General features: G+C 39.1%; 23 protein-coding genes. 3 read left to right on the plus strand and 20 right to left on the minus strand.

Annotated features, from left to right (window positions below; all coding sequences use genetic code 11):
* Window positions 1-40: 40 nt before the first annotated feature.
* From ACHABW_RS07365 to acpS, 15 genes are all read right to left on the minus strand, one after another.
* Window positions 41-2,245 (minus strand): Tex family protein, encoded by a 2,205-nt coding sequence (locus tag ACHABW_RS07365; RefSeq protein ID WP_435754829.1) that lies wholly within the window; start codon window positions 2,243-2,245, stop codon window positions 41-43.
* A gap of 171 nt (window positions 2,246-2,416) precedes the next feature.
* Window positions 2,417-3,022 carry a PP2C family serine/threonine-protein phosphatase gene (locus ACHABW_RS07370; RefSeq protein WP_435754725.1) on the minus strand — a complete coding sequence of 202 codons (606 nt, stop codon included), beginning with the start codon at window positions 3,020-3,022 and terminating at the stop codon, window positions 2,417-2,419.
* The gene (gene sigB / locus ACHABW_RS07375; protein WP_435754726.1) at window positions 3,022-3,822 is read right to left on the minus strand and encodes an RNA polymerase sigma factor SigB; all 801 of its coding nucleotides are present in this window, start codon (window positions 3,820-3,822) and stop codon (window positions 3,022-3,024) included. The genes ACHABW_RS07370 and sigB overlap by 1 nt, the downstream gene beginning before the upstream one ends.
* The gene (rsbW, locus tag ACHABW_RS07380) at window positions 3,785-4,273 is read right to left on the minus strand and encodes an anti-sigma B factor RsbW (protein ID WP_435754727.1); all 489 of its coding nucleotides are present in this window, start codon (window positions 4,271-4,273) and stop codon (window positions 3,785-3,787) included. The genes sigB and rsbW overlap by 38 nt, the downstream gene beginning before the upstream one ends.
* Before the next feature lies 1 nt (window position 4,274).
* On the minus strand, window positions 4,275-4,607 hold the full coding sequence (locus ACHABW_RS07385) for an STAS domain-containing protein (protein ID WP_435754728.1): 333 nt from the start codon (window positions 4,605-4,607) through the stop codon (window positions 4,275-4,277).
* Window positions 4,608-4,672: 65 nt separating this feature from the next.
* The gene (locus ACHABW_RS07390; RefSeq protein ID WP_435754729.1) at window positions 4,673-5,686 is read right to left on the minus strand and encodes a PP2C family protein-serine/threonine phosphatase; all 1,014 of its coding nucleotides are present in this window, start codon (window positions 5,684-5,686) and stop codon (window positions 4,673-4,675) included.
* A 13-nt stretch (window positions 5,687-5,699) separates the two neighbouring features.
* Window positions 5,700-6,101, minus strand: a complete 402-nt coding sequence (locus tag ACHABW_RS07395; protein ID WP_110939283.1) for an anti-sigma regulatory factor — start codon at window positions 6,099-6,101, stop codon at window positions 5,700-5,702.
* A gap of 4 nt (window positions 6,102-6,105) precedes the next feature.
* Window positions 6,106-6,462: an STAS domain-containing protein gene (locus ACHABW_RS07400; RefSeq protein WP_110939284.1), complete on the minus strand. Its 357-nt coding sequence runs from the start codon at window positions 6,460-6,462 to the stop codon at window positions 6,106-6,108.
* A 13-nt stretch (window positions 6,463-6,475) separates the two neighbouring features.
* Window positions 6,476-7,303: an RsbT co-antagonist protein RsbRA gene (locus ACHABW_RS07405; protein WP_435754730.1), complete on the minus strand. Its 828-nt coding sequence runs from the start codon at window positions 7,301-7,303 to the stop codon at window positions 6,476-6,478.
* Between the two features lie 177 nt (window positions 7,304-7,480).
* A complete protein-coding gene (locus ACHABW_RS07410; protein ID WP_110939323.1) occupies window positions 7,481-7,831 on the minus strand; it encodes a type II toxin-antitoxin system PemK/MazF family toxin in 351 nt (116 codons plus the stop codon).
* 4 nt (window positions 7,832-7,835) lie between these two features.
* The gene (locus ACHABW_RS07415) at window positions 7,836-8,108 is read right to left on the minus strand and encodes a CopG family ribbon-helix-helix protein (protein ID WP_183041223.1); all 273 of its coding nucleotides are present in this window, start codon (window positions 8,106-8,108) and stop codon (window positions 7,836-7,838) included.
* A 277-nt stretch (window positions 8,109-8,385) separates the two neighbouring features.
* The gene (gene alr / locus ACHABW_RS07420; protein ID WP_435754731.1) at window positions 8,386-9,588 is read right to left on the minus strand and encodes an alanine racemase; all 1,203 of its coding nucleotides are present in this window, start codon (window positions 9,586-9,588) and stop codon (window positions 8,386-8,388) included.
* A gap of 255 nt (window positions 9,589-9,843) precedes the next feature.
* Complete coding sequence (locus ACHABW_RS07425; protein ID WP_110939288.1) at window positions 9,844-10,893, minus strand: LolA family protein; 1,050 nt, start codon at window positions 10,891-10,893, stop codon at window positions 9,844-9,846.
* A gap of 52 nt (window positions 10,894-10,945) precedes the next feature.
* A complete protein-coding gene (locus ACHABW_RS07430; RefSeq protein ID WP_435754732.1) occupies window positions 10,946-12,475 on the minus strand; it encodes an NAD(P)H-hydrate dehydratase in 1,530 nt (509 codons plus the stop codon).
* A gap of 70 nt (window positions 12,476-12,545) precedes the next feature.
* On the minus strand, window positions 12,546-12,911 hold the full coding sequence (acpS, locus tag ACHABW_RS07435) for a holo-ACP synthase (RefSeq protein ID WP_435754733.1): 366 nt from the start codon (window positions 12,909-12,911) through the stop codon (window positions 12,546-12,548).
* A 186-nt stretch (window positions 12,912-13,097) separates the two neighbouring features.
* Between acpS and ACHABW_RS07440 the strand changes: the two genes are divergently transcribed.
* The gene (locus tag ACHABW_RS07440; RefSeq protein WP_435754734.1) at window positions 13,098-13,856 is read left to right on the plus strand and encodes a rhomboid family intramembrane serine protease; all 759 of its coding nucleotides are present in this window, start codon (window positions 13,098-13,100) and stop codon (window positions 13,854-13,856) included.
* 321 nt (window positions 13,857-14,177) lie between these two features.
* Entirely contained in the window at window positions 14,178-15,521 is a 1,344-nt protein-coding gene (mgtE, locus tag ACHABW_RS07445) for a magnesium transporter (RefSeq protein WP_435754735.1), read from the plus strand.
* A 206-nt stretch (window positions 15,522-15,727) separates the two neighbouring features.
* Here the strand turns inward: mgtE and ACHABW_RS07450 are convergent, their stop codons facing one another.
* The 3 genes from ACHABW_RS07450 to pruA form a co-directional block, all read right to left on the minus strand.
* Window positions 15,728-16,633 carry a proline dehydrogenase family protein gene (locus ACHABW_RS07450; RefSeq protein WP_435754736.1) on the minus strand — a complete coding sequence of 302 codons (906 nt, stop codon included), beginning with the start codon at window positions 16,631-16,633 and terminating at the stop codon, window positions 15,728-15,730.
* Between the two features lie 101 nt (window positions 16,634-16,734).
* A complete protein-coding gene (locus tag ACHABW_RS07455) occupies window positions 16,735-17,928 on the minus strand; it encodes an ornithine--oxo-acid transaminase (RefSeq protein WP_435754737.1) in 1,194 nt (397 codons plus the stop codon).
* Window positions 17,929-18,163: 235 nt separating this feature from the next.
* Window positions 18,164-19,714 (minus strand): L-glutamate gamma-semialdehyde dehydrogenase, encoded by a 1,551-nt coding sequence (gene pruA, locus ACHABW_RS07460; protein WP_435754738.1) that lies wholly within the window; start codon window positions 19,712-19,714, stop codon window positions 18,164-18,166.
* A 219-nt stretch (window positions 19,715-19,933) separates the two neighbouring features.
* On the opposite strand from pruA, the gene ACHABW_RS07465 reads away from it, so the two are divergent.
* Window positions 19,934-21,349 carry a sigma-54 interaction domain-containing protein gene (locus ACHABW_RS07465; protein WP_435754830.1) on the plus strand — a complete coding sequence of 472 codons (1,416 nt, stop codon included), beginning with the start codon at window positions 19,934-19,936 and terminating at the stop codon, window positions 21,347-21,349.
* Window positions 21,350-21,755: 406 nt separating this feature from the next.
* Here the strand turns inward: ACHABW_RS07465 and ACHABW_RS07470 are convergent, their stop codons facing one another.
* Together ACHABW_RS07470 and sigX are read right to left on the minus strand one after the other, a co-directional pair.
* Entirely contained in the window at window positions 21,756-23,048 is a 1,293-nt protein-coding gene (locus ACHABW_RS07470) for a hypothetical protein (RefSeq protein ID WP_435754739.1), read from the minus strand.
* Entirely contained in the window at window positions 23,045-23,593 is a 549-nt protein-coding gene (sigX, locus tag ACHABW_RS07475) for an RNA polymerase sigma factor SigX (RefSeq protein WP_110939301.1), read from the minus strand. The genes ACHABW_RS07470 and sigX overlap by 4 nt, the downstream gene beginning before the upstream one ends.
* Window positions 23,594-23,838: the final 245 nt, after the last annotated feature.

A 23,838-nucleotide genomic window follows, 5' to 3' on the forward strand; every position in this document is an offset into this window, starting at 1 on the left:
TCCTTTTATTCTTAGGAGTGATCTTTTTTACATAAATTAACTACTCTTTTTCTTGAAGCATTGTTAAAGCAATTCTACCTTTCTTTTCATCCACTTCATCTACCCAGACCGTTACAACATCTCCTACGGAAACAACTTCCATCGGATGCTTAATGAAACGGTTAGCTAGCTTGGAAATATGAACTAAGCCATCTTGCTTCACTCCAATATCTACGAAGGCACCGAAATCAACGACATTCCTTACTGTTCCTTCTAATTCCAATCCTTTCGAGAGATCACCCATGGATAATATATCTTTTTTCAACAATGGTTTTTGCACATCGTCACGAGGATCTCTTCCTGGACTGGAAAGTGCATCAAATATATCCTGCAACGTTGGTACACCTATTTCATACCGCTCAGCAATTTCTCTGACATGGAGATTCGAAAGCTTTTCTTTTGCTGTTTCCGTTCCTAAGTCTTCCTGCGATATATTTAATTCTTTCATTATCTTTTTCGTGACCGGATAGCTTTCCGGGTGGATAGACGTTCGATCGAGTGGTTGTTCTCCATCAATAATTCTCATAAATCCGACACTTTGTTCATATGTTTTCGCCCCGAGTCTCGGAACCTTTTTCAGCTGTGTGCGAGTGGTGAATTTCCCTGCTTCTTCTCTTTGTTTCACGATATTGTTGGCAACACTTTTCGACAAGCCGGAGACATATTGAAGAAGTGATACTGATGCCGTGTTAACATTCACACCGACTTTGTTTACTACTGTCTCAACAACAAACGTTAAACTGTCGTTAAGTCTCGATTGAGTAACGTCATGCTGATACTGTCCTACTCCAACTGACTTTGGATCTATTTTAACAAGTTCAGCTAAAGGATCTTGAATACGTCTGGCGATGGAAACTGCACTTCGTTCTTCCACCTGAAGCGATGGAAATTCCTCCTTTGCCAGTTTAGATGCAGAGTAAACACTGGCGCCAGCTTCATTGACAATCAGGTAGTACACATCTCCTTCTACCTCTCTTAGAACTTCCGCAATAAATTGTTCCGTTTCCCTGGAAGCCGTTCCGTTACCTACTGCAATCATTTCCACGTTATGTTTTGCTATTAATTTCTTAACCTTTACCTTTGCATCCTCGACTTTATTCCAAGGTTGTGTAGGATAGATTACATCCACTTCAAGCATTTTCCCTATTTCATCAACAACGGAGAGTTTGCAGCCCGTCCTGAACGCAGGGTCCACTCCTAAAACAACTCTTCCTTTCAACGGTGGTTGCAGTAAAAGATTGCGGAGGTTTTCCGAAAAAATATGAATGGCTTGTTCTTCTGCTTTTTCGTTCACTTCTTTTCTAATATCACGCTCGATTGAAGGCTCTATCAGTCGTTTGTAACCATCCTCTAGCGCTTCAAACAAGATGTCTTTTGCTACCGTGTGCTTTCCATTCAATACATAACGCTCGAGCCAAGTGATAATTCTTTCTACCGGTGCATCAATGGATACTCTGAGTACATCTTCTTTTTCACCTCTGTTTAATGCTAAAACTCGGTGCGGGACTATTTTTTTGACTGATTCTGAGTAGTCATAATAGTTTTCGAAAATAGCTTTCTCATCTTCTGCCTTCGTCTTTTTCTCAGCAATAATTTCCCCGTCATTAAATGTCATCTGACGTATTTGTTGACGAACCTTCGCATCATCCGACAAGTACTCACTTATTATATCTTTCGCCCCTTGAATCACATCTTCTTCCGTATGTACTTCCTTCTCCACATCAATATAAGAAGAAGCCTCTTGGTTAATATCGCCACTTGCAGGGAGCGAAAATAACCATTGTGCAAATGGCTCTAATCCTTTTTCCTTAGCTATCGTTGCTTTTGTACGGCGTTTCTGTTTATAAGGCCGATAAAGATCTTCTACTTCTTGTAATTTCGATGCTTTCATAATTCCCGTTTGAAGTTCAGGAGTCAACTTACCTTGTTCTTCAATTAGACGAACGACTTCCTCTTTTCTTTTTGCGAGAGAAGTGCCGTATTCCCAAGATTCCAGAATTCCTCTTATTTGCTCTTCGTCTAACCCACCGGTCATTTCTTTGCGGTATCTGGCTATAAACGGAACTGTATTTCCTTCCTCAGACATTTCTATAACACTTTTTACACTGTTTTCCTTTAGCTTCATCGTTTTAGTTACATGAACGAGAATCTCAGCTTGCTGATTGCTCCATTCCACGGTCTCATCGCCTCCATCATTTCCACACATTCCACTATTTTTCACATTAATAACTAATCACACATATAAATTATACTTATTCAAGCTGCCAGAAACCACCATAGGTTTAGCAAAGCAACAAAACATATAGCAACTCTCTTGTTTCAACTACAAAAAACCCAGTCAACGAATTAACTTCGAGGACTCGGTTTATTGTAGTATTTATTGGATTACTTTACCAACGAGCAACGTCGTATCGTCATTAGAACTTTTTATTACATTAATGAATCGCTCAATTATTAAAGTGGGCGAATCTTTCGAAGAAAATATAGAATGGTATTTTGCATCAAAAATTAAACCATCTGAGTATAGAAAAAAGATCAAATCTTTCTCGTAAGGAATTCGCTCCGTTTTAAATGTCTTCTTTTTCCCACATAAGTAACCTCTGGAAGGAACGGGTCGAACTAATTCTCCCGAAGGTCGATAAAAAGTACATGTGATATTTCCGACATTACTGTATTCGATTATTTCTGCCTGAATGTCCAACTTTAATATCGTTAACACCACACCACGAGTTCCAAATAAAACCTTGTTGCTACGATCCATAATCGTTTCAATATCCATATCATGATTATTCTTAATCTCGGTCATTGCCGCAGAAGCAGCTTCCATCGCTTGCTCCCCACTGCCTAAACCATCTGCAACGGCACATAATATATAATCATCTGTCTCTATTGTGTAAAATGCATCACCTGAGCACCAATTGCCCTTTTTAGCTTCATGGTAAACGCTAATATCGACATGTTTTAATCGTTGATTTTCAATCATTAGAAAGCCTCCGTAGGTTCAATACGGATAGATTCTCTCAACTTTTGCAAGGCCCTTCGTTGAAGACGAGACACGTGCATCTGAGAAATCCCCAGCTTTTCTCCTGTTTCTTTTTGACTCAAGTTTTCAAAATATGTGAGTTGTAAGATTTCTTTTTCACGCTCTGTAAGTACTACAAAAGCCTTTTCGAGTAACAATTGCTGATCCGTTTGTTCGTATCCGTCCTCTGTGGATCCGACTAAATCCAACAATGTTACCGCGCTGCCTTCATCATCAGCTTCGATAGATCTGTCCACAGAAAGGGCTTGATAACTTTTCCCCATTTCCATCGTTTCCAAAATTTCTTCTTCAGAAACTCCTATGTATTCTGCAATTTCATCGACCTTTGGTGATCGTTGCAGAGTTCTAGTGAGCTCTTCTACAGCGCCTTTTATTTTTGGACCCAATTCTTTAATACGCCTAGGTACGTGAACACTCCAGGTTTTATCTCGAATAAACCTTTTAATTTCGCCGACAATTGTAGGCACAGCAAAGGATTCAAAACTTCTTCCAAATTCAGGGTCAAACCTTCGAAGCGCTGCTAAAAGTCCGATCATACCTACTTGCGTCAAGTCTTCATCATGACGTTGACCGCGTGAAAATTTTCTGGCTAAAGCATTAACGAGATTTTGGTATTCAAGCACAAGTTTCGTCTGTAACTCATCATCACCTGTTTCTTGAAATTCTTTAATCCAAGCTAAAACTTTTTCTTTATTTTTTTCTTTATTGCTTTGAGACCTCTTCTGAGATTCCGTCGTCACGCTGTTCCACCTCATCTTTCTGCAGGAACTTTGTCATGATAATCATGACACCTGAATCTCCTTTGTATTCCACTTTATCCATTAATGTTTCAATTAAGAAAAGCCCGAGGCCTCCCTCCTGTAAATCTTGAATGGATTGAGAACTGTCGATTGGACCACGCTCCCGAACGAGTTTATCGATATCAATTTTTCCACCTTGGTCCGCAATAGTGAGCTCTAATCGATCGTCGTAAATCCCAAAATTTAGGTGCATAAAATCATCGTCTTGCCCCTTTTCATAGGCATGGTTCACAACATTTGTACACGCTTCAGCTACAGCAATCTTAATATCTTCAATATCATCATAAGAATATCCTAATCGATTTGCTACACCTGAAGCAGTCAATCGAGCAACTCCAACATACTCTGGCTTGGCCGGTAATTTCATTTCAACGAAATCAGAAATAGCCATCCTATGCATCCTCCCTTGCATCATTTGCTTGAATATCAATCACTTCATTCAAACCAGTGATTTCAAATAATTTTTTCACACGTTCATTCAATCCAATTAGTTTCAATGTACTGTTAGATTTTTCAGTTGTTTTTAATGCACCAATAAATATGCCAAGTCCTGTACTGTCAATGTAATCGATACCCGACAAATCCACGACTAATTCTTTGTTTTCCTGTTCTGCCAAAGGATTTAACGTTTCTTTTAATTTAGAGGCTGTATAAACATCGACTTCACCCGATAAAAGAACGACATTTCTTTGTGGTCCCTCTTGTAGTTGTATATCTAAATTCATTCCGTTCCCTCCTAGAAATACTTGCATGTCTTCATCTTTATTTAGATACCACTTATTAACTAGCTTTAAACCTTTCTACGCAAAATTAAAAGTGTAAAATCATCCCTTAGTTGGAATTCCTGTGCTCTCTCTAAATCATAAAAGATTCTATCTACTATTTTTTGTGCAGGCATATGTTTATAATCACGTATCATCTGAATAATTTGGTCTCGCTCAATAAATTCTCCATCAACTCGACATTCTGTGACACCATCTGATAACAGCACGACAAAATCACCAACATTCATCGTAACTTCGTAATCTCGATAAGTGACGTTTTTGGAAACACCTAGAACAAGTCCTCTTGCATCAAGGTTTTCAAATTTATCACTCTCTTCATGATAAATAAACCCAGGTTCATGGCCTGCGCTTGCATAATTAAACCTGTAATTTCTAGGGTCATAAAATCCGTACATCATTGTAATAAACATATCATCATCAATATTTCTTTCCACAACACGGTTCAAGTTTTCTAACAGCGCACCAGGCTGAAGGCGTTGTTCTGGAAGTGTGTCCATTGCGTACTTAATCATCGACATGGACATTGCTGCCGGAATACCTTTTCCAATAACATCAGCTACTGCCACTCCTACATTTTCATGCTCGTCATGAGCATAATGATAATAGTCTCCACTCATTTTTCCCGCTGGAACACTAATTACTCCAAAGTCCACTGAGTCAAGTGTGATTTCCTCTGAAGGTAACAGCGATTTCTGCATTCTTGCCGCCACCGTCAGTTCCGAATCCAGTTGTCTTTGCTTGTCACGTAGGCTTTGATGTTCGCGGTAAGCTAAACCATAACCAATCATTACCTCAAGCAAAATATCAAAAGAATCAACTACTTCTTCAGGTAGATCATCAGCAATTTCCTGGAAAACGGACATATGCAAACTCACTGTTTCTTCAGGAGACATATCTTTTTCCATCATTTGTTTACTGAATTGCTGGGCATGATAAAGCGCATGTTCACTTTTGTTATCTAGGTATTTCGTGAGCATTTCTTTATATAATTGATACATTGACAACTTCGTATCTTCCAAACAAAGCCCTCCCCTAACGAAGCCACTTAATAGCTGTAATGGTTGTTCCAACTTTCAATTCAGAATCGATGTCGAAATCATCCATCAAGCGCTTCACACCAGGAAGTCCCGCTCCTAATCCTCCAGACGTCGTAAAACCGTCTTCCATTACACGTCGAATCTCTTTAATCCCAGGACCTTGATCAGTAGCAATAATCTTAATACCACGTTTCCCTGCTGAAGTGGCTTCTTCTATTTGTATTTGTCCTTTATTAGCATATAAATATATATTTCTGGCAAGTTCGGAAATCGCAGTTGTGATTCGTGCTTGATCCACGGAACCAAACCCGATTTCACGAGCAAGTTTACGTCCTGCTTGTCTTGCAGCGACTATTCCCCACTCACTATGGATGTCTACATGGGTTTGGACTTGCATATGATCAATCCTCCAATTCGAGTTGGAGTCTATCCAACCCTTGCTCAAGGTCTAGTGCAGTTGGAACATCGTCTAATACTATTCCCATATCGATAAGTGTAATCGCAACAGCTGGTTGAATCCCAGTCAATACTACTCTAGCACCCATTAAATTCGACATATCTACTACATCGCCTAATACTTTTGCAATAAAGGAATCTATCATATCTACTGAGGTTAAGTCAATAACTACTCCTCTTGAGCCTTCTTCGTGTATCTTTTCCAGTACGTCTTCCTGGAACTGGAGTGCAGTTTGATCATCCAGCTCCACTTGCACTGAGATAAGTAAATAATCATGCAATTTCAATATCGGAATTCGCAAAACCAGTTCCTCCTTATTTCTTCAGTTCAACTATCTCTCTCTGTGTTAGCTCAAGTGCTGACTCAATACCTTTTTTCAATGTACTTTTAGTAGGGAATTTCCCTAAATCAATACCCAGATTAACAATTGTTTGTGCAATCTCAGGTCTGATTCCCACAAGTATACACTTAGCACCAACTAGCCGAACAGCTTCTGATGCTTGAATGATGTGATGTGCTACCATCGTATCAACGACCGGCACCCCGGTTATATCAATTAAGACTACTTGAGAACGGTGCTCAATAACACCTTCCAATAGGTTTTCCATAATTAACTTTGCTCGTTCAGTATCGATTGTACCTATCAATGGCATGACACTGATGTTTTCAAAAACAGGAATTAAGGGGGCGGAAAGTTCTTTTAAAGCCATTTTTTGTAAAAATACTGTGTTTTCCCAAGATCCGGAATACTGAGTCACAAGCAAGTTCACAATATCATCGATCCAGTCCTCTATTTTCTTGAAAAATTCAAGATTATTTTGAGAGTTCTCTTCTCTCTTGGATATTATTTCAACGCACGCTTTTCTAAATTCTTGTAAACCTCTTGTTATATAGTTCAACGGCCAACCAATTTGAATTAACTTCTCGGCAAATTGTATTAGTTCGTCATGCTCTAATTCTTCGTCCGTCTTTTGGACTGTTAAGATGAGATTATTGGCGAATTCGCGGTTCGTATTTTCATACATTTTATCTGAAATATTTTGTAGCATATCGTCGGATCTAAATTTACGGATTTCTATAAGCCAGCTGTCTGTAATATCTTCTTTGTGTTCTAAAACTATATCTTTGATCACTGAATTCATCCAGTCTTCCCCCACTTCAAGTCATAGTTGCCCTCTTCATTATTTCATTTTTTGACATAGATTGCAATCTATGTGCTAGCATTTAAGCCGCTTTATCTCATAGTATAGTACCATAAATAATGAGAATTGGACGCAAAAAAGCTACTTTCTCAAAAAAAGTAGCTCCTGCTATGATATCTAAAAGTCAATCAAGCCTATACTAATGTTCAAGGCGTCATTCACTTTTAACATCATATCATCATCTAGATGTGTTATTTTGTCTGTAAGACGTTGTTTATCAATGGTCCGGACCTGCTCTAGTAAGATAACTGAATCTCGATCAAAACCGTATCGTTTCGCATCAATTTCAACATGAGTAGGAAGTTTGGCCTTTTGTATCTGTGCTGTAATAGCTGCAATGATGACTGTTGGACTAAATCGGTTACCAATATCATTCTGAATAATTAACACAGGCCTCACCCCACCCTGCTCGGATCCGACCACGGGTGAAAGATCTGCAAAATAAACGTCACCGCGTTTTACAATCAATCCCTTACACCCCACTAACTAATCGATCCAACGTGCTTTCAGCCTCCTCTTCAGCTAAAAAGGATTCGGTAGCGATGTTCAAGTTAATCTTAGCCATCTCTGCGTATCCCTGTTGCATCGTTTCACGAATTTGTTGTTTCTTCTGCTCCTGAACATAGATCTTCGTTGCTCTTTGAATTACTTCGCTGCGATTGATATTATCACCCTCAGTTAAAGCATCTAATTCACTAACTAAATGTTGCGGCAAACTGACCATTATCTTTTTTGTGTTATCCATAGACACAAAGACACCTCCACGAAGCTCTCGATCACTTTTTAATCCATTATTATCATATCACTTGCCTAGTTGCAATGCAAAGTGATATTTCATAATCCTCTTAACAAATTCGGCAATTTTCGTTAAAAACCTTCTTTTCCTAAAATTAAATCCGAATATTCGTCATTTATATTAAGATTAGCACAGCATTCCCGCTTCGGTCTAGTCATTTTCCGGATTAATCACGTGAAAAAATTGGATACTAGCTTATTGAATTAAGCTGTTTTCCTGTTACCTTTTAAACAACTCGGTTATTAACATTCAGGATAACATTATTTTTCTTGATAACTCTCGGAACTCGGTAACTTATCATACATGGAATCTCATAGCTGATCGTATCAAGTCTCTTAGCAACTTCCGTTACGGAGATAAAATCATTATGATCTTTCCCAATTATCGTCACCTTTGTTCCCGGTGGTAAAGGTTCTTCCAATACGACCATCATTTGATCCATACATATTCTGCCCACAATCTTTGCTCTTCTTCCATTAACAAGAACATTCCCAGATTGATTCGCTCTTATCCATCCATCCGCATAGCCTATTGGAATCGTTGCAATCCATTCTTCACCATTTGTTTCATAAGTAACCCCGTAACTTACGCCTTCCCCTTTTTCCAGCTTCTTCACATGAGTAAGTTTACTATGTAATGAAAAAGCTTCTTTTAATGGCACCTTTATCAACTCTTTCATTTCTTCCGACGGGGCTAATCCGTACATTGCAATCCCCAACCTTACAATGTTATAGCATTGATCCGTAAATCTTAATGCTGTAGCACTGTTTGCACAATGTTTAAGCGGAATCTCCTGACCATAACTTTTTTCAAAATAGGTGATCATTTCTGCGAATCGCCTTTGTTGTTTCTCAAAATACTCCGTTTCAACTTCGTCTGCAGTAGCTAAATGAGTAAATACACCTTCCACCACAAATCTGTCAGAACTCTGTAGGGATTGGATAATACTATCCGCTTCTTCCCTCGTTCTTAAACCAATTCTCCCCATTCCCGAATCCATTTTGATATGACATTTCACTTTCGAATCATCATTTTCAGAAGGAAGAAATGTAATAGCTTTATCAATCCAGTCTGCTTGGAAAACAGTCAAGGTAATATTATATTTCAGTGCAACGCTGACATCTTCCGGACGCACATATCCGAGTACCATCACTCTAGCATCTATCCCAGCTTGCCTCAGTGCAATTGCTTCATCTAGTATGGCAACCCCTAAATAGGTCGCTCCAGCTGATAGTGCCTCTTTTGCCACGTCAACAGCACCATGACCGTAGCCATTTGCTTTTACGATCGCCATCACTTCTACATTTTCCGGCAACCCTGCTTTTATATGTCTTACATTTTCGGAAATAGCATTTAAGTCTACTTCTACCCAAGTATCTCTGTAATACGAATCTAAATTAGCCATCATAATTCCTCCAGTTTCCATCATTCCGAATAGCTTTCTTACAGTCAGGATGTTTGCTAAAATGTTGTTGTTTTAACTAGAACAAGGAGATCCTACTTTAATTTGCTCTAGGTGGACGCTTCTGCAAGCACCTTTTCAAAAAACAACAACGTTTACGAAAAACAGCTTTCAACTATTATTATCGTACACAGTATTTCTATTTATGTCATCTACGATTTGCCACAGAAAGCAAAAAAGCACATGAGAGGTAACTTCCTCCCATGTGCTTTTTAACTTATCTTATTTCTCTTCCGTTCCATAGACACTTCTGGCAACAGAGACGATATCTTCTTTTTCCAGTGTTTCTGAGACTAGGAAAAAGTCGGTTCCTTCATAGGACCACGAAACTGTTTTTGTCTCTTCGTCCTCCGTTAACGTACCAACTGTGAAACCTAAATCAATAGGCTCACCATTTGATACACTAATGGCAGTACTGGCTTCAACGACATCGCTTTGCTGTTGAATAAGTCTAAATGGCTGGTCACCTTCAAAATTCAAGACTACCCGTTTCCCATCATCTGACTGTACTTCTTCTGAATCGGCAAAACTAGTACCCTGAGGTTCATACATTGGATAGAAAACAGTGAAATCATCGGCACCCTCTTCTTCCTCTGTTTCTTCCCCATCTGACATTGTTGGTACATCAGATTTTAACTGGGCACCAGTCATATTACGGTCCATGTCAAAGTCACTTTCTGAAAATGTGGCATTTTTCTGAAAATCTTCGAAAGTGACATCTACTAGTACGGATAATTCTGCATCCATTACTTTTACTGAACTCGGCGTTAACTCTTTTTTGTCCAACGTGATTTCCTGCTTATTTAAATTTTTATTTGAATAGGTCGTATTTGTCTGGAACGTGTAGTTATCTTCTGTAGCAGTAAACGTTCTTTCCGGATCCATTAATATATCATTAATCAAAGACTCATAAAGATATGCTTGGCTGTTGTTTTCAGGCCAATCACTTTGGAATCGAAAGCTTTTATTAAGAGCAGGCGTTAATACAAAAACACCTTCTTCATTCCTTAAGATAATTTGACTTTGATCTTTCTCAGCGTGATTTAATGCCACTCGATAGGATGACGGGCTTTGATACCAGACTTCCACTTCATATACTTGAGGTTCCTCACCAGTTTGCAAAGTCATTGTAGCCTTTGTTTTATACCCGGTTAAATCCTCTAACGTACTCTCTAAAGAAGCAATCACGTCCTCTTGACTCTTTTCTCCGCAAGCAGTAAGAATACTGACGAGGGCGATAGCAATAATGAATAAGGAAATGATTTTTTTCATATACTCAACCCCTTTGTGTCATTTCGACGACAAAGGAGGGTTATATCATGCGTTAGTAACGGGCTGATCGGAGCACGATCGGTAAAGTATCTATCAAATCTGTTGCGACTACACTAAATGTATCTGAGTTCTCCATTAACCTATCCGCAGTTATTCCATGCACATATACAGCATTACAAAGAGCATCTTGAATTGACCTGTGTTGGAGGAGAAAACCTAAAATGATTCCCGTCAACACATCTCCACTACCACCTTTGGCTAACGATGCATTACCAGTTGTGTTCACATATTGATAACCATCTGGTGTGGTAATAATCGTATAGGGTCCTTTTAAAACGACATACATCTGATATGTTTTTGCAAAAGATTTGGAAACTTCAAATCTGTTTTGCTCAACTTCTGCTACTGACAAACCAGTCAGCATCGCCATTTCACCTGGATGTGGAGTAATGATAGTTGCCCCTTGTCTTTGCTTGCTTCTCCATAATGGAAGTTCCTGTGAAAGATGATAAAGACCATCAGCATCAATCACAACTAACCCTGAATAAGGCTGTAGAGTTTTAAACAGTGGATAACTGTTCGTTCTCCCCAATCCTGGACCAATAGCTACTCCATGAAAATTGTTAAAGGAGATCGCGTCAGAGAAAGCATTTAGAGAAATACTTCCCTTTGTATTTTCCAGTAATATGAACGTAGACTCTGTTGATTGAGAGGCAACGATGGCTTGTATTGACTGCGGTATCGCTAAAGACAATAACCCTGCTCCTGCACGCAAACAAGCATTAGCTGTAAGAACGGCAGCCCCAGGCATGGATTCGCTGCCTGCAATAACAAGCGCCCTCCCTGTCCTTCCTTTATGACTATTCGTTTCTCTTACAGGCAGAGTATCTTTCACTGTATGCGCAGTAATCAGTTCTCGTTTAATACCGGCCTTTCGAAAGGATCGGGACGGGATTCCGATATCTAATACATGAAGCTGGCCATAATTCTCGGCAGACGGAAAGGTGAAAGCACTTAGTTTAGGTGCTTGAAGAGTATATGTTTCACTAGCTAAAATGCCTCTACTCTCTTCATCGCCGCCATTTGGAATCCCACTAGGAATGTCCACCGAAATAACCCGCTTCTTGGCTGAATTGATCAAGGAAATTACTTCCCCATAAGGTTCCTTTAAAGGACCTTCGATTCCCGTGCCCAGCAAAGCATCAACCACCAGCGTAGCTTCTGAAAGATCTTTTTCTGCAAGACCTTCTTTCCCTTGCCAGTGCTGAAAGGAATATCCACATTTTTTATAAATATCCTTATGTTTGCAAGCTGTACCACGAATACGATTCTCAGAAGGAATGACCCACACTTTGACATCGCAGCCTCTTTCCAACAAAAGCCGTGAAATAACAAATCCATCTCCGCCATTATTTCCCGCACCAATAAAAACAATGATTTTTTCATTTGCTTGAATCAGTGAAAGAATTTTTTCTTTAAATACCTGACCAGCGTTCTCCATCAACATTTCTTCACTTAAACCGATCTGCTCCATGGTATAGCGATCAATTTGGTGCATTTCACCACCCGTTACCACGTACATGTCTGTCCCTCCCTATCCGCATTATCACTATATGAGGTCGTCCTTCACAATATGCAAACTTGTCCTCAGACTAATGTATACTTTCGATAATTACTTGAGCTGCAGCATATTCTCTTGTATGTGTTATTGACACGTGCACCCCTTGCTCTTTTGCTTTTCCTCTTGCATAGATACAAGGTTTCCCTCTTTCCTCGGAACGGATCTCAATATCTTGAAATGACAGTTCTTTTCCAATGCCACAGCCAAGAGCTTTGCTGTATGCTTCTTTAACTGCAAACCTTCCTGCTAAAAATTCAATCTTTCTTTTTTCAGATAAGGAAGCAAAGGTTTCGAATTCATGATTCGTTAAGATTCTTTTTGCAAAAGCTGGTTTTCTTCTGTATGTATCTTTAATTCTTTGAATTTCAACGATGTCTATTCCGGTTCCAATTATCATGGGGATCACCTTCCTATTTCACTTCAATTAAGCATACTCTCCTTTTACCATTCATTCCACTCTTCTTAAACCTGATGCTAGTTATAATATACAAATAATAGTCTTGGAAAACAGTCATATGATAGAATGAGAAAACATGCGAAGCTATTTTCATGAACTTATCCTTACGTGAAGGAGTACGAGAAAATGTTTATACGTAATGAAACATTCGGAGGTTTTATTAGATCTTATAAAGTAATCACTGCATTGGTAGCAATTAATATATTTTTCTATATTTGGACGGATTTATTTCCATTCTTAGGTGGCGAAGAAATCCGTATGCTTGGAGTAGGTCAAAACATTGCGATAGCAATGGGCGAATACTGGAGACTTGTTACACCTATTTTTCTTCATGGGGGTCTCATGCACATGGCGTTTAATTCGTTTGCCTTAATTTTATTTGGACCAGCTCTGGAAATAATGTTCGGCAGAAGCCGCTTCCTGACTTTCTATCTAGCTACCGGCATACTTGCAAATATAGCCTATCTCTATTTAGGAAATCCATATGGCGTTCATTTAGGGGCTTCAGGAGCTATATACGGATTATTCGGTGTTTATCTATACATGGTATTTTACCGGAAAGATCTCATTGATAAAGCAAATTCTCAGCTCATTTTGACTGTACTCGTAATTGGTGTCGTCATGACCTTTATTAACCCGGGAATCAATATACTTGCTCATATTTTCGGCCTTATCTCCGGTGCTGCTTTAGGTCCGATATTTTTAATGAACCTGCCTTCAAGGAATCGTTCTTCTCAGAATGTTCACGATAACAGTAACGTTGGATTCGATCCGAACCGTTGGGCAAACCGCGAAAAAAGAAAGAAAAACATCATTTTTATGACTGTAATAGGTGTGGCGGGAATGATTCTCTTTTTTTATCTCGTCTCGACATTCCTACTTTAAGTACTATTTTAGAACGGCGAGAGTCTATTAAGAAAAATGCAAAGCGTCTTTTATTAAATACAGCGTGATCTTTAAAGCCACCCCCGAGTAGCACCTACTTAGTGCGTGTAGGTTTTCTACTCGAAAGGAAGCGAACTTCCCTAGATGCGTGTGGCGTAAAGATAGCTGTCATTTTATACTTTCTTATCTGTTAAAAAAGACTCAAATGGCAAAATATCTTAGCCAGTTGAGTCTTTTTTTGAAATTCCCTTCATATTAACCCCCGAAATAGGGTATAGTTTTTTAGACAGCACTAATTGCCGTCAAAAAGGAGGACCTTTCATGGAGACAGACAAACTAACGGTACTCACAATCAAATATTTAAAAGATAGCAGTAAAGAAACGTTCAAGGAAATGGTAGAAGAACTCCACCCATATGACTTCGCTGAATTATACCGGGCATTACCTGAAAAACATCATTTTAAATTCCTTACATACTTAAGCACAAAACACATCGCTGCTTTAATGATGGAATTAGAGCCGGATATGCAAAAAGAAGTTTTATTGAAGTTAGGCATTGAGAAGTCTTCAAAAATCATGGATATCATGGATAATGATGACTTGGCTGACCTTTTAAGTGAGATTTCAGAAGAAGAGTTAGAGGAATACCTAGCAGCAATGCAACAGGACGAATCTCAAGCAGTTCAACAATTAATGAGTTACGAACCAGAAACGGCCGGGGGGATCATGACGAGCGAGTTTGTATGGCTCCGTGATTATTACACGGTTCGAGATGCGGTCGAAAAATTTAAGAGTTTTGCTGAGATCACTCGTAATATTTATTACCTGTATGTCATTGATGAGGAGAAAAAATTAGTTGGAGTAGTGTCTTATCGGGACTTACTGCTAGCCGATATGGATGAGAAAATCCATGATATTATGTTTAATCGAGTACTCTCCGTCTCTCTTGACACAGACCAAGAAGACGTCGCTCAATTAATACAAAGGTATGACTTCCTCGCTGTTCCGGTAGTCGACGAGAAGGAAGCCCTTAAAGGAATTGTCACTGTCGATGATGTCATCGATGTCATTCATGATGAGGCTCAGGAAGATATTGAAAAGCTATCCGCTTCAGGTAAAGACATCGATTTTCAAACAGCGGCCAGTGTTGCTGCTTACCGGCGCTTGCCTTGGCTCATCCTATTATTATTTATTGGTTTGGTTTCCGGAGGGATCCTGGATTCGTTTGAAAATACATTGGATCAAGTCGTTGCACTTATATTTTTTATGCCGATGATTGCTGGTATGACAGGAAACACAGGAACTCAATCTTTAGCAGTTGTGGTGCGTGGCCTTGTAACAAATGATATTGATCGCAAGACAGTTACGAAACTCGTTTGGCGTGAATTCAAAGTAGGAATTATTATAGGATTAGTATGTGGGCTTTTAGTATTTCTCGTGGCTATGGCTTGGCAATCATTTATGTTCGGCATCGTGGTTGGCGTCTCTTTAATTGCCACAATATTAATTGGCACTATGGCCGGAACTATTATTCCATTAATTCTCTATCGTGTAGGGCTTGATCCTGCCGTTGCTTCCGGGCCATTAATTACCACCTTAAATGACATCTTCTCGTTATTAATATATTTCGGGATAGCAACAAGTCTCATGCATTTTCTTATCTAATAAAATATAGTTTTTGCAAACCTCTTATGAATTACGGTTTTAATTAGTACAGACTGGCACTCGAACCAGCTAGAAGTCGACGCTTTCTAATACTACGACCAATTTTATAAAAGTTTATAAAACAGCAAAAGTTGTTCAAAAAGGTTTTCATCCAAACCTTTTTGAACAACTTTTTTATAACTCTTTTAACCGCTTAAAGATTTGAGTTATTTTGATAGCAATCCACGAATTGCAAAACTTACATTTTGCGGCCTTTCCGCTAAGCGACGCATAAAGTAGGCATACCAGTCTTCCCCGAACGGAACATAAACTCGCATCTTGTAACCTTCACTTGCAATATCTGTTTGAAGTTGCGTACGAAATCCATAAAGCATTTGAAATTCAAATTCGTCTTTACCAATGTTATTTTCTTTGGTAAATGCCTTTACTTTATCAATGATTTGGTGATCATGTGTTGCAACTGCAGCGTAACTGCCATTTAACATATGAGATTTAATGATATTTAAATAATTTTGGTCTACTTCTTCTTTTTGTTGATACGCAACATCAGGAGCCTCCTTGTACGCCCCTTTAATGAGTCTCAAATTTATTCCTTCTAACAATCGAATATCGTTTTCTGAACGATACAAGTATCCTTGAATCGCGGTTCCTACATTGCTAAATTGTTGACGCAATTCCTGCAAAAGGTCTAGTGTCGCATCGAGGTGCGAATAATCTTCCATGTCTATTCTGATAAAGTTTCCATGCCCTTGCGCTATTTCTAAAATTCTAATCATATTGTCTCTACACAAATTTCGATCAATATCAAGACCAAGAGAAGTGAGTTTAAGAGATAAATTACAATCTACACCAGACTCTGCTATTGCATCCAATGTTTTTACACAGTATTCCATAGATTCAATGGCTTCTTCACTATTGTTAACAAATTCGCCTAAATGGTCGACTGTTGCAGCTAATCCCTTTTCATTTAACTCCCGAACCGTTTTCATTGCTTCATTAATTGTTTCACCAGCAATGACTGTTTTAGCTCCAAGCTTCGGTCCCCATTTTGTTGCACGATTCTTCACAAATTTATTCTGGGATAAGAACAGGAAAAAACTTCTAGTAATCATCTCGACTAAACCCCTCTCTTAATCATGATAATTCATGTTTAATCAATATAGAAACTGTTATACTTTCTTTCTCGGTTTGTTATTCTTCCGGGTTTTAGACCCTAAACCGATAGCACGTCTCTAATTTGTTCAATCGCCCAATCTAAATCTTCTTGGGATATAACTAGCGGCGGAGCAAATCGAATGACGTTTTCATGCGTTTCTTTACAGAGTAAGCCTTTTTCTTTCAATTTCTCACAGTATGAACGCGCTGGTTCTGATAATTCTACGCCGATAAATAACCCTTTTCCTCTTACTTCTTGGATCTTCGGATTACGAATCGCTTTTAATTGCTCTTTGAAATAGGTTCCCATTTTCAAAGATCTTTCGGCTAAGTTTTCTTCCTCAATTACGTCTAGTGCTGCAATGGACACGGCGCTTGCTAAAGGGTTGCCACCAAAGGTTGATCCATGAGAGCCAGGTTCAAAAACACCTAGTATACTTTCATTTGCACACACCACCGAGATCGGCATAACGCCACCCCCAAGTGCTTTGCCTAAAATATACATATCAGGTTCGACATTTTCCCAATCGCACGCAAACATTTTACCAGTCCTGGCAAGCCCGCATTGAATTTCATCCGCCACGTACAGAACATTATTTTCTTTACACACATCATAGGCTTCCTTTAGAAATCCTTCAGGCGGAATATTAATCCCTGCTTCACCTTGTATCGGCTCAAATAAAAATGCAGCTGTGTTTGAAGTAATCACAGATTTTAATGCTTCAATATCGCCATAAGGAATAATTTTAATCCCAGGTAACATTGGTCCAAAATCTTTTCGATTATCTTCGCTGGAAGATAAGGAGACAGCTGTCATCGTTCGTCCGTGAAAATTGTCCTCACAAACGATCACTTCCGCTTTATCCTTTTCTACTCCTTTTACGCGATATGCCCAGCGGCGAACAGCTTTAACAGCTGTTTCCACCGCTTCGGCGCCCGTATTCATTGGAAGAATCATATCTTTATTCGTTAATGAAGATACCTTTTTAAAAAACGGACCTAACTGATCATTATGAAACGCCCGTGATGTTAGCGTGATTCGATCTGCCTGATCCTTTAAAGCTTGAATAATCTTTGGATGCCGGTGTCCCTGGTTAACTGCGGAATACGCGCTAAGCATATCGATATAGCGGTTCCCTTCAGGATCTTCCACCCATACTCCCTCAGCTTTAGAAATAACGATGGGAAGAGGATGATAATTTCTTGCCCCATACTTTTCTGTCACGTCCATGATGTCTGTAGATCTTGTCATGTTATTGCCTCCTTCTGACTTTTGTCTAATAGAGGTTAAAAAGGATAAGAAAAACGCATAGCGTCTTTTATTAAATACAGCGTGATCTTTAGCCACCCCGAGTAGCACGTATGAATTGCTAGTAGGTGCTACTCGAAAGGAGGTGGGTTTCCCTTGATACGTGTGGCGTAAAGATAGCTGTCAATTTATACATTCTTATCTCTGAACAAACAGCATCATCTTTTTGACTCACCTCTTAAAACATGTCAGAAACAGTTTTAGGCTGAAGGAAGTTTAATAGATAATCTGGTCCGCCTGCTTTGGAATCTGTACCGGACATATTAAATCCACCAAACGGGTGATAACCTACAATTGCCGCTGTGCAACCACGATTGAAATAAAGGTTTCCGACATGGAAGTCCTGGCGAGCCTGTTCTAAATGTTCCCGATTATCAGAAATGACTGCTCCTGTTAAGCCATATTCTGTATTGTTGGCAATATCGATTAACTCATCAAAGTCTTTTGCCTTTGAAAATCCGACGACAGGGCCAAAGATTTCTTCTTGCATGATTCGTGATTTAGGATCCAAATCTGCAAAGACAGTCGGTTGAATAAAATATCCTTCTGAATTATCGCCATTGCCGCCTGTCATGAGTTTTCCTTCTTTTTTACCAATCTCAATGTAATCCAAGACCTTATCAAACGCGGCTTGGTCATTGACTGGACCCATAAACTTCGAGTTATCGTTAAACGTTGCACCTACCGTTAATTCTTTCGTTCTATTAACTACTTTATCTAGTACTTCATCATATACATCCTCATGGATAATAGCTCTTGAACACGCGGAACACTTTTGTCCTGAGAATCCAAATGCAGAATATGTGATCGCCTCTGCAGCTAATTCAAGATCTGCTGTGTTATCGACGATGATCGTATCTTTTCCACCCATCTCCGCAATGACACGCTTCATCCAAATTTGTCCTTCTTGCACTTTAGCAGCTCGTTCAGCAATATGAAGCCCTACTTTTTTAGAACCGGTAAAGTTAATGAATCGAGTTCGAGGATGGTCCACTACATAATCACCCATCTCTGCACTGCTACCAGGTATATAATTTACAACACCGTCTGGTAAGCCGGCTTCTAGTAAAACTTCCATAAATTTATAGGCAATAACCGGTGTTGTTTTTGCTGGCTTTAATAACATCGTATTTCCTGCAACCATTGGTCCTACTGTTGTTCCCGCCATGATCGCAAAAGCAAAGTTCCAAGGCGAGATCGCAATACCGACACCTAGTGGAATATAGTTAAATGTGTTGTTTTCTACTTCTCTGGAATTTATTTCTACGCCATCTTTTAAACGCAACATTTGCCGTGCATAATACTCTAAAAAGTCAATAGCTTCCGCTGTATCTGCATCTGCCTCTTTCCAAGGTTTTCCCGCTTCATATGTTAACCAAGCTGAGAATTCATGCTTTCTTCGACGGATCATTCCAGAAGCACGGAAAAGAATATTCGCTCTCGCTGCCGGATCCCATTTTTTCCAAGTTTGAAAAGCTGTATCTGCTGCTTGCATTGCTTTCTCTGCAAGCTCTTGGCTACACTTTGAGACATAGCCTATCACTTCTTTTTTATTCCCTGGGTTCTCCGATACCGTTTTATCATCTGTAAATATTTTTTCTCCATTAATAATGAGAGGATATTCTTTACCTAGTTCCCCTTTAACATAATTCAATGCCTCTTCGTATTCTTTACGGTTCTCTTCCATCGTAAAATCCGTAAACGGCTCGTGCTTATAAGGTACTACCATGAACAATCCACTCCTTCATTAAAATTATTAAAATATTCTACACAAAGATAATATGCAATAATCATGCCAACTTTTAAAAAACCGGCAATTCAAGCAAATAATTACTTCAATAAGCATAATAAATTTGCACTGAAAAATAATTTTGCACCTTACCGCCACAAATATTTGCACTATTGGGACTATTCCTTGTAAAATAAAAGAGAAAGTGGGGGTGATGTTATTTTGAAAGATACAAATTTCCCGTTCCTGCAACCTGTATACCGCCAGTTATTAGATGCCATCGACATGGGAATTCATGTGATTAACAAAGAAGGTGTATCTGTCATCTACAATCAAAAAATGTCCGAAATAGAAGATATGGACAAAGATGAAGTACTCAGGAAGAAAATAATGGATATATTTCTGTTTAACAATGAAGATGAAAGTCGTCTTTTGCAAGCATTGAATAAAGGCGCAGATTTAAAAAATGCCAAACAATCCTATTTTAATTTTAAAGGTCAGGAAATAACGACTATAAATGATACATTTCCTTTGGTTGATGGTGATAACATTATCGGGGCAGTGGAAGTAGCGAAGGACATTACAAAGCTTGAACAATTAACAAGAGAAAACTCCCGTGAGAAAAAGGATGCACGATTTACCTTCGACCAAATTATTGGTAATAGTCAGTCATTAAAGGCAGTTATTGAAAATGCCAAACATGCGACGAAAACAAGCTCCTCTGTTCTTGTCTACGGGGAAACGGGTACCGGAAAAGAACTATTTACACAGAGCATCCATAATGGAAGTGAGCGTGTTTCTCGTCCTTTCATTAGCCAAAACTGTGCTGCTCTCCCAGATTCTCTGATTGAAGGGATTCTATTTGGTTCTGTAAAAGGCGCATTTACCGGCGCTATCGGTCATATCGGGTTATTTGAACAAGCAGATGGCGGGACACTCATGCTCGATGAGATAAATTCATTAAGCGCTTCCCTGCAAGCCAAGTTATTACGGGCCATCCAGGAAAAAACAATTCGGCGTATCGGGGACACAAAAGACCGGTCGATAGATGTTCGGATAATCGCTACCGTAAATGAGGATCCTCTCATTTCCATCGAAAAAAATCATCTTCGACAAGATTTATACTATCGATTAAGTGTCGTTAGTATTCTTGTTCCACCTCTTCGACAAAGGAAAGAAGATATTCCTGTTCTCATCGAACATTTTATCGATAAATATAATCAACGATTCCAACTAAGAGTGCCTGGCATGTCCGAAGAGGTTCTCCACTTATTCCTAGAGCATGACTGGCCTGGAAATGTAAGAGAGCTTGAACATATGGTCGAAGGTGCAATGAATTTAATTCATTTTGATGAAGAAATAGATTATAGCCACTTGCCAATGCACATGAGAACCAAATTTCATTCTTTGGAAAAGCCCTCACCGGAACCCGAAAAGGAAAACACGTCTCCAAGTCACACGGCTATCACAGGAACCTTACAAGAAAACATGGATAGGGTAGAAAAAGACCTGTTAGAACGGACATTAAGGCACCACCGTGGAAATGTTACGAAAGCAGCCAAAGATTTGGGCCTCAGTCGGCAAAGCCTTCAATATCGTCTGAAGAAGTTTTTACTGGTTGCGCGTGAAGTTTAAGTTTATGCGCTACTAGCTAGTCCATAGAACGTACTTACAACATTCTACATTTATTTCCCGGGAAAGGCTGGTTATCGGATGTTATGACATCTTTAAAAAACTTAGTGTGTCTTCTTTTTTATTTCATTGCTTTTGTTATCACAAAAGTTTGTGTGGAAGAATTACCGCTCGCTTTCCGTGGATGATCTGCGAGCCTCCTCGAGATTACGAACGCTCTGCGGGGTCTCACTTGGATTATTCTTCCACCGGAGTCTCGCGGATTCTTCCAAACAACAATCTCTTATTTTGCAAAAAAGGATGTATCAAAATGTCTTAAAAGACCTTTTGATACATCCCTAAATATTTTTTATGAGATGGTGGAGAGGGGGAATTTCAGGTCACCCCTTACCATCTACTTCATATAAACTTAATTTAAATCAACTTCTTTTGTTTCTCCTGTGGTTTCGTTAGTAATGTGTAATGTATCTAGAGAGAATGGTTCTGCAGTTAAAATCAACGAATCGTAAAAAGTACTCATTTCATCCAATTGACTTTCTTCCGTCTCGGGCCCCTCTGTCTCATATATAACTTCTACAAACTTATCATCAAACCTAAAGTTAACCACTTCGACAAAGTCAGGAACAGGGGAAGTATAGAAGTGTTCATCTGGCATTGCAGCCATTCTTTCAACCGTCTCTCGATAAGTAAGTGCATTTCCAGAATCGGAACGCATTTGCTCACCTACTATCCGTGCACTTACTAAATATACTTCTCCATCCTTTTCATAGGAATAATAACCTCTGTTAAATAAATCGATTTGCAGGCTTTCTACTTCTCCCTGTTGACCAAACATAATACCGGGTTCACCCTCTACACTTAATTCAACTTCATCAATCCCATAAATAGTAAACAGTTCCTGAAATATTAAACCAAGTCCTTGATGTTCCGAAGATGTTAAGCTTTCTAAGTTATGATCCTCTTGAAAGTTTAAATGAACAGAGTCCTGCAACTGTTCGTCAAGACTTACCTCGGTTATATTTTCCATTTCACTTCTAATCGTTGGGTCACTCGCCTTCAAAGAGGTCGCGAGAAGCTCCTCCGTAGAGGTGTGATCTATTTCAGTTGGATGCAGCACTGCAATCTCATCTGAAAAATCACTTTCTTCCACCGGGATAATCTTCGCTATAAACTCGGAAGGTGTAAGATCTTCTATTTGGACCGATTCTTCTTCCTCAATTGATACGCTGGAATTTGGTTCGCTCCGAACATCCACCGATGAATTGTTCTCTTGACTAGCTTCATTATTACTAGATGCATTTTCATCATTTCTAGGAGAGCTTTGACTTTCTGTACCAATACTGCTCTCTTGCGTTTCATTCCCACTATCATCAGAATACAAGTTCGCTTCGTTTTCCGCATTGTCAGCAGAAGAAGATTCCATATTCTCAGCAGAATCGTTTGCTTCATCCATCGACATTTGCGAGTTATTATTTATAAAGGAAGGAATGACTAATAAGATAATAAAAATAGCGGCTACACTGCCCAGTGCAGGAAACAACCATGATTTTTTTCGTTTATTAGCAGCTCTGGAAAGAGAGACTTCTTCCGATCGTTTTTCAATTGCTTGGAATAACTCATCTTTGGATTGTTTATCCTTAACAGAAGGCAAGTTCGACAACGTCTTTTCAATATCTTTTTCATTCCAGTTATTTTTGCTCACTTCTTTGCCTCCTTTACTTCCAAGGTCTCCTCGACCTCTTCTAGGTTTTTTTGAAGGGTTTTAATCGCTCTGTGCTGGGTTGTTTTCACTTTACTTTCCGTCCAACCCAATATATCGGCAGTCTCTGATATCGATAAAGACTGAACATATCGCAGTAATACTACTTGTTGTTGATCTTCTGTACAAGTTTTCAATACACGATAAACTTGTTGTACTTCATCTTTCTGGAGCAGAACTTCTTCCGGGAGTGGACTCTGATCCTTTATTTCAAATTCCCGCTCACTCCATTCATACTCTTTGCCTTCCCATTTGCGTTTCTTTCGTGACTGCTTACGGATCCAATCTATTCCAACATGTTTAGCTACGGAATAGAGCCATGTTTTTTCCGAACTTTTGCCTTCAAAGGTTTCAAAAGAGTGAAGTACTTTAATATATACTTCTTGGACTAAATCCTCTGCCACTTCTCTATTCCTGACCATATAGAAAAGATACTGGAAAAGCTGATGGTGATAAGCAGTATATAAACGATCAAACTCCGACCTCACTTGATTCCCTCCCCTTGCAACTATAATTGACGTTATCTATTCGTTTTTGTTACATAAAAGTCGACGAATAATTCTAAGAAAATAGATTATCTGATGAATAGTTATCCAGTTAGAAGTGCCCATGCCCAGAATATACTCGCTCCAATAAATCCAATAATTAATAAAATCACAGCCACTTGCCAATCATGTTATTTCATTCCTTTACGTTAAATTTCAACAAAAACTTTCCTATTTGTTTGAACTCC

The organism is Salipaludibacillus sp. CF4.18, assembly GCF_051262595.1.
In the GTDB taxonomy this organism is placed as follows: domain Bacteria; phylum Bacillota; class Bacilli; order Bacillales; family Salisediminibacteriaceae; genus Salipaludibacillus; species Salipaludibacillus neizhouensis.

Coding starts and splice junctions, on each gene's coding strand:
- ACHABW_RS07425 (WP_110939288.1), bottom strand. CDS start 10,893: ATGAAAAAAATCATTTCCTTATTCATTATTGCTATCGCCCTCGTCAGT.
- ACHABW_RS07450 (WP_435754736.1), bottom strand. CDS start 16,633: ATGATTACTAGAAGTTTTTTCCTGTTCTTATCCCAGAATAAATTTGTG.
- rsbW (WP_435754727.1), bottom strand. CDS start 4,273: ATGGCTATTTCTGATTTCGTTGAAATGAAATTACCGGCCAAGCCAGAG.
- ACHABW_RS07365 (WP_435754829.1), bottom strand. CDS start 2,245: ATGTGTGGAAATGATGGAGGCGATGAGACCGTGGAATGGAGCAATCAG.
- ACHABW_RS07430 (WP_435754732.1), bottom strand. CDS start 12,475: ATGTACGTGGTAACGGGTGGTGAAATGCACCAAATTGATCGCTATACC.
- ACHABW_RS07395 (WP_110939283.1), bottom strand. CDS start 6,101: ATGCAAGTCCAAACCCATGTAGACATCCATAGTGAGTGGGGAATAGTC.
- ACHABW_RS07385 (WP_435754728.1), bottom strand. CDS start 4,607: ATGAATTTAGATATACAACTACAAGAGGGACCACAAAGAAATGTCGTT.
- pruA (WP_435754738.1), bottom strand. CDS start 19,714: ATGGTAGTACCTTATAAGCACGAGCCGTTTACGGATTTTACGATGGAA.
- ACHABW_RS07440 (WP_435754734.1), top strand. CDS start 13,098: ATGTTTATACGTAATGAAACATTCGGAGGTTTTATTAGATCTTATAAA.
- mgtE (WP_435754735.1), top strand. CDS start 14,178: ATGGAGACAGACAAACTAACGGTACTCACAATCAAATATTTAAAAGAT.
- ACHABW_RS07415 (WP_183041223.1), bottom strand. CDS start 8,108: ATGGATAACACAAAAAAGATAATGGTCAGTTTGCCGCAACATTTAGTT.
- ACHABW_RS07455 (WP_435754737.1), bottom strand. CDS start 17,928: ATGACAAGATCTACAGACATCATGGACGTGACAGAAAAGTATGGGGCA.
- acpS (WP_435754733.1), bottom strand. CDS start 12,911: ATGATAATTGGAACCGGAATAGACATCGTTGAAATTCAAAGAATTAAA.
- alr (WP_435754731.1), bottom strand. CDS start 9,588: ATGATGGAAACTGGAGGAATTATGATGGCTAATTTAGATTCGTATTAC.
- ACHABW_RS07370 (WP_435754725.1), bottom strand. CDS start 3,022: ATGATTGAAAATCAACGATTAAAACATGTCGATATTAGCGTTTACCAT.
- ACHABW_RS07405 (WP_435754730.1), bottom strand. CDS start 7,303: ATGAATTCAGTGATCAAAGATATAGTTTTAGAACACAAAGAAGATATT.